The organism is uncultured Dialister sp., assembly GCF_900541605.1.
GTDB lineage: Bacteria > Bacillota > Negativicutes > Veillonellales > Dialisteraceae > Dialister.
Window position 1 is genome coordinate 1 of sequence record NZ_UQKJ01000070.1, and the last position, 9995, is coordinate 9995.

The window sequence follows — 9995 nt, forward strand, 5'->3', positions numbered from 1 at the left end:
GAGATCTCTCGACTCATCGTAGCTGTAGCGATTTTAAGAATAGTGTCAATAGCATACTGCCACCGCTCGAGATGACGATAAACGGTTAGAGACAGAAGGTATGGCGGTGGAACCGCTGATGGGTCCAATCATAAGGCGGCGCTATATGAACTGTGCGCCGCCACCTTCGCGGCGAAGCCGCGGAACGGTTCTGGCCCGAAGGGCCCGACCGGCTTTCCTAGCTGCTAACAGCTAGAAGCTAGAAGCCCCCGCCTGTTCGCACGGTGGCCATCCACATGACACCTGCGGCGGAGCCGCTGGACCTCAATTCTCAACACTCAATTCTCAATTCTTTCCATTAGGAGGTACCCATTACCCATGTATCGTAGTGCAAAGACCGCCGCTATTCTTGCGGCTTTTATGGCCGTCAGCGGGGCGGCGGTGATGATGGCGGGCTGCGGTTCCACGCAGCAGAAGGACCAGCAGGACCAGGGGGATGTGCTCACGGACGAGAAGGGGCGGAAGTATCGCCTCGTGAAGAATGATGACGGCACGGAAACCGCGAAGTACGAGAACGGTGACGAGGTCACCTTCCGGAGGGATGATAACGACAACCTCCAGTACGTGTCCGGCATGTCCAGCCTTCTCCCCATGCTCATGATGAGCTATTTCCTTTTCCACGGCATCAACGGCTATTCCGGCCACTACGACCGGAATACGGGGAGCGTGCTGAATGACCGGCCTGCCTACACGGAGCAGAAGAAGAATCCCAATTACACCAACGGCAGCAGCACCTACCAGTCCGGGAAATCTTCCGGGAAGACCACGGTCACCGCCCCGGCGGGAGGAAAGACGGGATTTGGCAGCGCCGGCGCCAGGGGAGGTGCGTCCTGATGGAAAAGACATTTATGGATGAACTGGACCGGAATATTTTCCCCTACGTGGAGTACCCGGGGTATCCTTTCCGGTATCCTACCCACCTGCCCCTGGTGATGGAGAAACGGCAGGTAGATGAGCTCCGGCAGGCGAGCGGCGACCTGTACCGCATTTTTGCGAAGGCCGTGGCCCGGGTGAAGGATATGGACGATGATTTCCTGGACGCCATGGAAATTCCGGCAAAGCTTCGGAAATACCTGCACCACGGGAATCCCATGAAGAACCTGCCTACGTGGCTGTCCCGGTTTGATTTCGTCATCGACAAAAAGGGAGCCATCCACATGGTGGAAATCAATGCGGACACTCCCTGCGCGGAAATCGAGGCGTACTACGCCAACGGGGTGGCGGCGAAGTATTTCGGCAAGAGAAATCCCAACGGCTTCGGCATGAGCGAGCTCCGGAGTTTCCTCCTGGACGTGTACCTTCGGTGCTGCGGGAACCTGTCGGCGGCGGAACTGGAAGAGCACCCCATCCTTTTCTCCTGTTTCCACGACTACATCGAGGACTACGGCACCACCCTCTTTCTCATGAACGCCATGAAGGAGGCGGTGCCGGAGGATGTGCGGGATCATATCCTCTTCGAGACCTTCTATAATCTGGCTGTCATGGAAGACGGCAGCGTGGCCCTGCCCGACGGGCGGAGAGTGTCCTTCCTCTACCGCATGCATCCCATGGAAATCCTCATCGAAGAGACAGCGGACCAGGACGGGTCGTCCCTGGGAGAGCTCATGATGGAGGGCTACGTGCATGACCGGTTCGCCATGATGAATCCGCCTGAGGCCATTATCATGCAGTCCAAGGGATTCCAGGCCCTCCTGTACGCCCTCATGGAGGTGGATGCGTCCTTCTTCAGCAGCCGGGAAAAGGAGACCATCCGGAAATATATCCCCGAATGCTATTTCCAGCGGGACTTCCGGCTGGGGGACATGCCGGAGGATTCGAAGTGGATCCGGAAACCCATCTGGGGGCGCGAAGGAAAGGGCATCGACATCATCGACGGCATGGGCCGTGTGATCCATCGGAAACAGGTGGAAGACGAGGAAGACATCGTCCGGAGGGACAGCGAATCTTCCCTGGTCCAGCGGTACATAGACCAGCAGAGCATCGTCACCAAGACGGACGTGGGCATCCTCCAGGGATACGTGACTCTCTCCTGCTTCATGCTGGGGGATAAACCGTCGGCGATTTACGCCCGTTTCAGCGAAGAAGAAATCGCAGGCAACGAGGCCTACTGGATTCCGGTGGTCATGTGAGATCGAGGTTGAGGCCGAGATCGAGGAAGATGGGGCCAGAGGCCCTGAGGATCTAGATCCAGGTCTAGGTGATCAGGCCCTGCGGGCAAATGAGATTGAGACCGGGGCCGAGATCGAGGGAATAGGGCCCTGCGGGCCGATTCCATCAGCTAACCCCACCCTGGCGGGAGCCCCTTCCCGAGGAAGGGGCCTGATGCAGAGTCAATGGCACGTTTTTGGTGTAGAGTCTTTAGGAACCCAACGGCGGCGGAGCCGCTAATCGTTAGCCTCCTTCCTTGGGAAGGAGGTGGCGCCGCCAGGCGACGGAGGTTAGCGGTTGGAAACGCCGTAGGCTGATGGTTAGGATTCTAATGGACCCTGCGGGCCGGAACTATCACCATCTCTCAGCCGTTGGCAGCTCTCTTCTGGGAAGAGAGCCTCGTGCAGAGTCAATGGGACGTTTTAGAGGTAGAGTTATCAGGATTCCTATGGCGGCGGAGCTGCTGTCTGACGAAGAATGATTGGTACCAAATCGGGTAACTGAAAAGGCCATTTTACAAAAGTGCGGCGTACCGCAGTTCTGTAAAATGGCCTTTTCGATTGGTTTATTTCCTCTTATCCGGTCTGGCGGCGGAGCCGCAGAACCTCAACTCTCAACTCTTTTTACCCATATAGTACCCCTTATACCATTCCGCGAATTTCCGGAGGCCTTCGCGGAGGGTGGTGGCAGGGCGGTAGCCGTAGTCTTCTTCCAGTGCCTTTGTATCGGCATAGGTGACGGGAACGTCGCCGGGCTGCATGGGGACCAGTTTCTTATGGGCTTCGAAGTCGTAGTCCTCCGGAAGGACGCCGGCCCGGAGGAGTTCCTGCTGCAGGATGTCTACGAAGTGGAGGAGGTTTTCCGGATGGCCGCCGCCGATGTTATATACCGCATAGGGCGGAATGGGAAGACCGTCTTCGCCGTTCTTTCTTTCCGGTGCGCCCTGCATGACCCGGACCACCCCTTCTACGATGTCGTCTACGTAGGTGAAGTCCCGTTCGCAGTGGCCGTAATTGAAGATTTGGATGGTCTTTCCATACCGGAGTTTATTGGTAAATCCGAAGTAGGCCATATCCGGACGGCCGGCGGGGCCGTAGACCGTGAAGAACCGGAGGCCCGTGGAGGGGATATTGTACAGTTTTGCATAGCAGTGGGCCAGGAGTTCATCGGACTTCTTGGTGGCTGCATAGAGGGATACGGGGTGGTCCACCTTATCGTCGGTGCTGAAGGGGACCTTCGTATTGCCGCCGTAGACGGAGGAGGAGGAAGCGTAGACCAGGTGCTCCACGCCTTTGGCGCCGTTATCATAGGAATGGCGGCAGGCTTCGAGGATGTTGTAGAAGCCGATGAGGTTGGACTCGATGTACACGTCGGGATTCGTAATGGAATACCGCACGCCGGCCTGGGCGGCGAGATTCACCACGATATCCGGATGCCAGGTGATGAAAATGGAGGTAATGGTCTCTTTATCTGCAATATTTCCCCGGATGAAATGATACTCCGCCTCCCGATGGGCTTTGCTTTCGTTCTCCAGTTCCTTCAGACGGTACTCCTTCAGGGATACGTCGTAGTAGTCGTTCATATTGTCGATGCCGATGATGCGGATCCCCTTCACAGAAAGGAGCCGCTTCACCAGGTTCGCCCCGATAAATCCGGCAGAACCGGTGATGAAAATGGTTTTGTTTTCTAATGTGACTGGTGTTTTCATGATGATCTCCTGATGGAAAAGAAAGAATTGAGAATTGAGTTTTGAGAATTGAGGTCCCGCGGCTTCGCCGCAACTATCAGATCTCATCTTTTCTTATTTATCCTCTGTTCAATTCTAACGATAAGTGTTCCTAACATTCTAAGAATTTCATTATACAACTTTATGGCCTCTACAATATCATCGGAATCCAAGTATCCCAGGTCTACGCAAAGAATCAGCTGCGTTTCCACTTCTGCTGCTGAGCCCTTTGCAATCCTGAGAAAATGAATAAACTCCTTGTCTGATCCACGATTAAATCCTTCAGCAATATTCGAAGGTATAGAGACAACAGCTCGACGGACCTGGTTCGTCAGGCCAAATAATTCTTCTTTAGGTAATTTACGGGTCAGTATATAGACCGTACGAACTAAAAGTCTTGATTTCTGCCAGATAATTAAATCTTTGTAATCAGTCATGACAATCGCCTCCAAGGTGAATATCGAAGTTTATAATTTCGAAGGTGTAAAAATACATGATTGATCATTCAGAGAACTGATATCAAAAAGAAATCTGCGGCGCAGCCGCGGGACCTCAATTCTCTTCACTCAATTCTCAATTCTTCTAATCTTTCAGCCCTATATCTTCTCCCCAAAGTACCTGACATAATACTTCACCATTTCCCCGTACTTGCCTCTCATCCGGGCGGTGCGGGCGGCCTGGTGGAGGTTTTTGCGGCCCTTTGGCTCTACGAGGGGTACGTCTTTCCAGGGGGATGCTTTCTGGATAGCGGCGTATTCTTTCACCACCGGCCAGTCCTGGACCCAGCTGTGCCAGGGTTTCGCGTGGCCGGCGAAGTGGATGATGACCTGGTTCTTATAGTCTTCGTTCACCGGCTGTTTCTTGAAGAGGGACTGCCGGTCCAGGTTGTAGAGGTAGTTGTATCTCTTTTCCAGGTACAGGCATTTCCCGTCCAGCATTTCATTGTGGATATCCTGGTCGTGATGGGAGAGGCGGTTTCCGACGCGCTTCACGTTTTCTTCCGCCCGGTGGATGATCTCGTCGAACCAGTTTTCTTCCATCCACTGTTTCATGTTGATGAGCATCATGCCGGCGTTGAAGTACCGTTTCGTGTGGACCCGCTTCATCTGGAGCTCTTCTTTCCGGTCCGACACCACGGCCACGTCATTGCCCTGGAAGTCCAGGTCCCGCAGGTACTTCAGAGAGCCCCGGCACATCATGTCCCCGTCCAGGTAGAGCACCCGGTCCGCCACAGGGGCAATGGCCGGCGCCACGAGGAACCGGTAGAAGAAGGCGGCCACGCCGTCGGAGAGAAGAAGGGTCCTGAAGGCGCTGTCATCGATGAGGTGCACTTCCAGGGGGCTGTCCATGATTTCCGCCGCCTTTTCCAGCCGCTTCCTTTCTACGTCCTCCAGATGGTTCACGAAGAAATGGTAGCAGATGGGCATGTCCCTGTTGTGGGCATGGACGGTGAGGGCCACCACTCCCATGTGGGGAATGTAGTCAGCGGTACCGGTGAGGGCGATGTGGAAATCCCCCTCCTCCGGCTTCCGCCCGAAATGGATGGTCTCTGTAATGGCATGGGAAAGAACGTTGCTCATGGTATCTCCTGGTCTTTCATAACGTCCGGCGCGCCGGATCTGTCGATGTGCTTAACTTATTTATTGTACCATATCCGGGAGAGTTGAGGTTAGATAGTTGAGAGTTAAGGTCCCGCGGCGGCACTGCTGAAAGCGCCACAGGCTATTGAGTTTTCCTGACGGCTAACAGCTGGACGCTAGAAGCCCCATGCGGATGGCTCTATTCCTCAGCATGCAAATCCGCCGCGAAGGGGCTATAGCCACAGCCCTGTTCTAATTGCTATAATAAGGAAAATGGTCATTTTATACTCTCAAGGAGGCCATTATGGAGGAAATCAGGGCAGGTTCGGCAGAGCGGGTACTGGAGCGCATTCTGACGTGCGCTGCGTCGGAGGGAGCCAGCGATATTCATATCGAGCCCCAGGCCGCCTTTCTTCGGGTCCGTTTCCGGGAGGACGGCCGGCTGCGGGAGCGGTTCCGCATGCCCCTTTCCATGCTGCCGGGCCTGTCGGTGCGGTCCAAGGTCATCGGCCATATGGACGTGGGCGAAAGCCGGCGGCCCCAGGATGGGAGTTACGCCGCTGCCTTCGATGGGAAGTCCTGCGATTTCCGCATTTCCATCCTTCCCTCCCTGTACGGGGAAAATATCGTGATCCGCCTCCTGTCGAGCCACGTGGATTTCATCGAGAAGAGCCGCCTCGGCATGCTGCCGGTGCAGGAGGAGGTCTTCCGGAAATGCCTCACCCGGAAGAGCGGCATGATCCTCACCTGCGGCCCCACGGGGAGCGGGAAGACATCCACCCTCTATGCAGCCCTGAAGCTGGTGAACCGGGAGGGGCTCAGTATCATTTCCGTGGAGGACCCGGTGGAATACCGGCTGGCGGGCATTACCCAGGTACAGGTGAATGAGAAGGCGGGCCTCACCTTCGGCAGCGGTCTCCGGTCCATTGTGCGGCAGGACCCGGATATCATCATGATCGGCGAAATCCGGGACCGGGAAACGGCGGAAATCGCGGTCCATGCGGCGCTGACGGGGCATCTGGTGCTGTCGACGCTCCATACGAACCACGCTTCCGATGCGCCATTGCGGCTCATGGATATGGGCATCGCCCCCTACCTTCTTTCCGCCTCCCTGTCCCTGGTCATGGCCCAGCGGCTGGCGCTGCCTCTGCCCGGCGTGCCGCCGGAAAAAGGAGCTTTCCGAAGAGGAATGCTCTTCCCTCGGTTTCCCGAAGGCCATGGCAGGCATGGAGGTCTGGGAGGAAGGGAGCTGTCCCTCCTGCCACGAGGGCATCCGGGGACGGACAGGGATTTTTGAAATGATTTCCATCGGCCGGAAGGAGCGGGACCTCATCCATCACGGATTCACGTCTGATGGCCTCCGGCAGTGTATGAAGGAGCAGGGACAGCCGTCCATGGGAGAAGCGGCGCTGGCCCTGGTGAGGGAAGGCCGGATTTCCCCCAAAGAGGCTTCTTTGATTCTGGCAGGGGAGGATTGATGGTATGGATATCAATGCATTGATTGCCCAATATCCTTCCATGACCGATATTCACGTCACGGAAGGGGCGGCTGTCATGATACGGACCCAGGGCAGCCTGAAAAAGCTTCGGGAAACGGCGGACGCTTCCCTTTTCGAAGATCTGGCGGCCCGTTTTCTGGACGAAGAAAAACAGAAGGACTGGGAAATCCGGGGGTCCTGTGACGCCGGAGCTTCCCTGGAGTCCTGCCGCCTCCGTATCCACATGTACCATTCCCTGGGAAAAAAGGCTGCCGCCATCCGTATCCTCCCCACCCTGTCCTCCATTTCCCAGGACCCGGACAAGGATTGGATAGAAAAGGTGGCGGCTCTGGAGCATGGCCTGGTGCTGGTGACCGGTCCTTCCGGCAGCGGCAAGAGTACCACCATGGCCCGGATCCTCACCCTCATCGCCGGCCACCGCCCCTGCCACGTGGTGACCCTGGAGGACCCGGTGGAATATGTGATTTCCTCGGGAAAGGCCCTGGTGCACCAGCGGGAAGTGGGCATGGACGTCCCGGACTTCGCCTCCGGCATCCGGGATGCCCTGCGAGAAGACCCGGATGTCATCGCCCTCGGTGAAATGCGGGACGGAGAGACCATCTCCGCCGCCCTGACCGCCGCAGAGACGGGACACCTGGTCCTGGGCACCCTCCACACCACCAGGGCCAGTGACTCCATCGGCCGTATCATTCATGCCTTCCCGGCGGACCGGCAGGAAGAAACCCGGGCCCTGCTCTCCGCCAACCTGCGGTCCGTAGCGGCCCAGCGGCTCTATCGGAACGGGAAGGAGTCCTGGCTTCTCCGGGAAATTCTCACCAATATTCCTGCCGTCGCCCACCTCATCCGGGAAGGAAAGGAAGAGCAGATCCCTTCGTACATGGAAATGGGACTGAACCAGATGCGCACCCTGAAACAGGCGGTGTACGGCCTCCGGAATATCTCGGAACGGGAACGGGACAGGATGATGAAGGCCCTGGAACTGTGAGGATGAGGTCATCAGCGGCTGCGCCCGCTGATGAGATGGAGACCGGGATCGAGGGATACGGGCTGTAACGGATAGATGACTTTGGGGCCAATAGACGACAGACAGTCAGACGTCAGACTCCTTTAGCCGCTTCGCGGCAATCCATCCCCCGGCCTTTGGCCGTCCCCCTTCTCTAAGGGGGAACGCTTTAACGGATACTATCACTGGTACTGAAACTGGCTGCCTATAGGCGGTCAGACGTCAGACTCCTTTAGCCGCTTCGTGGCAATCCATCCCCCGGCCTTTGGCCGTCCCCCTTCTCCAAGGGGGGCCCTTTGACGGATACTATCACTGATACTGAATCTGGCTGCCTATAGACGGTCAGACGTCAGACTCCTTCTGCCGCTTCGCGGCAATCCATCCCCCGGCCTTTGGCCGTCCCCCTTCTCCAAGGGGGGCCCTTTGGCGGATACTATCACTGGTGCTGAATCTGGCTGCCCATAGGCGGTCAGACGTCAGGCTCCTTTAGACGCTTCGCGGCAATCCATCCCCCGGCCTTTGGCCGTCCCCCTTCTCTAAGGGGGGCCCTTTGGCGGATACTATCACTGGTACTGAATCTGGCTGCCTATAGGCGGTCAGACGTCAGACTCCTTCTGCCGCTCTGCGGCAAATGCACTCTTCCCTCTTCCCTCTTCTCTCTTCACTCTTCCCTTCCGGGCCTTCGGCCCTGGACCTCAATTCTCTTCGCTCAATTCTCAATTCTCCCCCCAGCGAGGTACCGATGATGAAAGAATTCATTTACAAAGCCTACGATGAAAGCGGAGTTCTCGTGGAGGACCGGCTGCAGGCGGAGTCCCGGATAGAGGCGGCCCGGGAGGTCTTTGCCCGGGATCTCCATCTTATCCACCTGGAGGAAAAGAAGGAGGAAAAGGCGCTCCTCTCCTTCCGGCAGCCCTTTTCTTCCCGCCGGAAGCTGTCCCTCCTGGCGGAAGAATGGGCGGCCCTCCTGGATGCGGGGCTCACTATGACGGACTCCCTGGCCCTTCTGGAAGAGCAGATGGGGGCAAAGGAAAGAAAGGTGCTTGGGGAAATAGGAAAAACCATTGCCACCGGCCACGGTATCGGTGACAGTTTCCGACGGGTCCGCTGTTTCCCGCCTTTCTTCATTTCCCTTCTCCAGGTGGGAGAACTTTCGGGCACCCTGCCGGAGGAGCTCCACCGGATTTCAAAGTACTATGAGAAGGAAGACCGTTTCATCCGGCAGCTGGAGCGGGCACTGGCCTATCCCCTTTTCACTACCCTTTTCTCCCTGGTCCTTTTCTTTGTAATCCTCACATTCATTCTCCCCTCCTTTGCCCTGCTCTTTGAGGCCCTGTCCATTCCCCTGCCGAAGATGGCGTCCCTGGCCCTGTCACTGGGGCTCTGGCTTCGGGACTATGGGTTCTTCCTCTTTTCGATTCTCCTTTTCCTGGTGCTGGGAGGAATCCTTTTCTGTATGACCGAGGAAGGGAAGAAGCGGGTGGACCATTTCCTGTACCACCGGACATTCTACCGCCGGATCCTGCTTATCCGGTTCTGCACCACCCTCTCTGCCCTCCTGGAGAGCGGAAGGACCCTGTCGGAATCCCTCCGGGATGTGAGGGAGGTACTCCATAACAGGGCCGCTGCATCAGCGCTGTCCGAGGTGATCCGGCAGCTGGAAGCGGGAAAGCCCTTCGACAGGGCCATGGGAGAAAGGGGCTTCGCCTTTCCCCTGGTGTGCCACCTCTGCCGGGTGGGCATGGAAAGCGGGGAGCTCCCCCGTTTTCTCCAGCACGGGGGAGATATCCTTTCCCAGGAAACGGAGCGGAAGCTGCACCGGTTCCGGGCTGTCCTGGAGCCTTCGCTTCTCCTCTTCACCGGCGCTGTGACGGCGTTTCTCGTGTTCTCCGTCATGCTCCCGGTATTCCAGGCCGCCGGAAGCCATATGGGAGGGTGAGGAGGTTCGATGTTTTTAGCCGCTTCGCGGCAATCCATCCCCCGGCCTTTGGCCGTCCCCC

At 57.1% G+C, this 9995-nt stretch carries 9 protein-coding genes; 6 read left to right on the forward strand and 3 right to left on the reverse strand.

What is annotated here, in order from left to right:
- Window positions 1-357: 357 nt before the first annotated feature.
- Both QZR21_RS06015 and QZR21_RS06020 read left to right on the forward strand, forming a co-directional pair.
- Entirely contained in the window at window positions 358-873 is a 516-nt protein-coding gene (locus tag QZR21_RS06015) for a hypothetical protein (protein WP_296974331.1), read from the forward strand.
- Entirely contained in the window at window positions 873-2168 is a 1296-nt protein-coding gene (locus QZR21_RS06020; protein WP_296974334.1) for a glutathionylspermidine synthase family protein, read from the forward strand. Before QZR21_RS06015 ends, QZR21_RS06020 begins: the two co-directional genes overlap by 1 nt.
- A gap of 632 nt (window positions 2169-2800) precedes the next feature.
- Here QZR21_RS06020 and QZR21_RS06025 read toward each other — a convergent pair.
- The 3 genes from QZR21_RS06025 to QZR21_RS06035 form a co-directional block, all read right to left on the reverse strand.
- Window positions 2801-3895, reverse strand: coding sequence for a GDP-mannose 4,6-dehydratase (locus tag QZR21_RS06025; RefSeq protein ID WP_296974337.1), 1095 nt, complete (start codon window positions 3893-3895; stop codon window positions 2801-2803).
- 83 nt (window positions 3896-3978) lie between these two features.
- Complete coding sequence (locus QZR21_RS06030; protein WP_296097632.1) at window positions 3979-4350, reverse strand: four helix bundle protein; 372 nt, start codon at window positions 4348-4350, stop codon at window positions 3979-3981.
- Between the two features lie 159 nt (window positions 4351-4509).
- A complete protein-coding gene (locus QZR21_RS06035) occupies window positions 4510-5493 on the reverse strand; it encodes a glycosyltransferase (protein ID WP_296974340.1) in 984 nt (327 codons plus the stop codon).
- 304 nt (window positions 5494-5797) lie between these two features.
- Between QZR21_RS06035 and QZR21_RS06040 the strand changes: the two genes are divergently transcribed.
- From QZR21_RS06040 to QZR21_RS06055, 4 genes are all read left to right on the forward strand, one after another.
- A complete protein-coding gene (locus tag QZR21_RS06040; protein WP_296097628.1) occupies window positions 5798-6790 on the forward strand; it encodes a GspE/PulE family protein in 993 nt (330 codons plus the stop codon).
- Window position 6791: 1 nt separating this feature from the next.
- A complete protein-coding gene (locus tag QZR21_RS06045) occupies window positions 6792-6971 on the forward strand; it encodes a hypothetical protein (protein WP_296097627.1) in 180 nt (59 codons plus the stop codon).
- Window positions 6972-6975: 4 nt separating this feature from the next.
- Complete coding sequence (locus QZR21_RS06050) at window positions 6976-7977, forward strand: type IV pilus twitching motility protein PilT (RefSeq protein WP_296974344.1); 1002 nt, start codon at window positions 6976-6978, stop codon at window positions 7975-7977.
- Between the two features lie 763 nt (window positions 7978-8740).
- Window positions 8741-9934 carry a type II secretion system F family protein gene (locus QZR21_RS06055; RefSeq protein WP_296974347.1) on the forward strand — a complete coding sequence of 398 codons (1194 nt, stop codon included), beginning with the start codon at window positions 8741-8743 and terminating at the stop codon, window positions 9932-9934.
- Window positions 9935-9995: the final 61 nt, after the last annotated feature.

Coding starts and splice junctions, on each gene's coding strand:
- QZR21_RS06015 (WP_296974331.1), top strand. CDS start 358: ATGTATCGTAGTGCAAAGACCGCCGCTATTCTTGCGGCTTTTATGGCC.
- QZR21_RS06020 (WP_296974334.1), top strand. CDS start 873: ATGGAAAAGACATTTATGGATGAACTGGACCGGAATATTTTCCCCTAC.
- QZR21_RS06025 (WP_296974337.1), bottom strand. CDS start 3,895: ATGAAAACACCAGTCACATTAGAAAACAAAACCATTTTCATCACCGGT.
- QZR21_RS06030 (WP_296097632.1), bottom strand. CDS start 4,350: ATGACTGATTACAAAGATTTAATTATCTGGCAGAAATCAAGACTTTTA.
- QZR21_RS06035 (WP_296974340.1), bottom strand. CDS start 5,493: ATGAGCAACGTTCTTTCCCATGCCATTACAGAGACCATCCATTTCGGG.
- QZR21_RS06040 (WP_296097628.1), top strand. CDS start 5,798: ATGGAGGAAATCAGGGCAGGTTCGGCAGAGCGGGTACTGGAGCGCATT.
- QZR21_RS06045 (WP_296097627.1), top strand. CDS start 6,792: ATGATTTCCATCGGCCGGAAGGAGCGGGACCTCATCCATCACGGATTC.
- QZR21_RS06050 (WP_296974344.1), top strand. CDS start 6,976: ATGGATATCAATGCATTGATTGCCCAATATCCTTCCATGACCGATATT.
- QZR21_RS06055 (WP_296974347.1), top strand. CDS start 8,741: ATGAAAGAATTCATTTACAAAGCCTACGATGAAAGCGGAGTTCTCGTG.